Below are 315 nucleotides of genomic sequence, written 5' to 3'. Positions count from 1 at the left end.
ACGCCATTAACTGCGGGCGCTCCCGAATTAGGTCAAAATCCACTGTATCAAGCGGCGTTTTTTCGCGAATCAGAGAGGTGTAAATCCCCGCTCTGGCAATTTCTCCGATTAAAATAAAGCCCTTCAGCAGATTGTCTTTGGTAATCAATTTTTTATAAGTGTTTTCGGTACGGGTGACATAGGTCTTGCCCTCATAGCTGCCGGCAGTAATAACGTGCAGGCCGAAAAATCCGATGGCGTTCATTGGAATCGCCTTGTCGTAAAGCTTTTCACCGCCCGCCATGTTGATACCGGCGGTTTCGCCCTGCATATAGG

1 protein-coding gene is annotated in these 315 nt (G+C 48.3%); it reads right to left on the bottom strand.

The annotated features are described in order from the left end of the window. Positions 1–315, bottom strand: a 315-nt coding sequence (locus UU7_RS18805) for a hypothetical protein (RefSeq protein WP_007810997.1), incomplete at both ends; no start/stop codon positions are given.

This window comes from Rhodanobacter spathiphylli B39, assembly GCF_000264295.1.
GTDB classification, from domain to species: Bacteria; Pseudomonadota; Gammaproteobacteria; order Xanthomonadales; family Rhodanobacteraceae; genus Rhodanobacter; species Rhodanobacter spathiphylli.
Note: the sequence above shows the minus strand (reverse complement) of the source record. Positions and strands in the feature narration are given on the sequence as shown.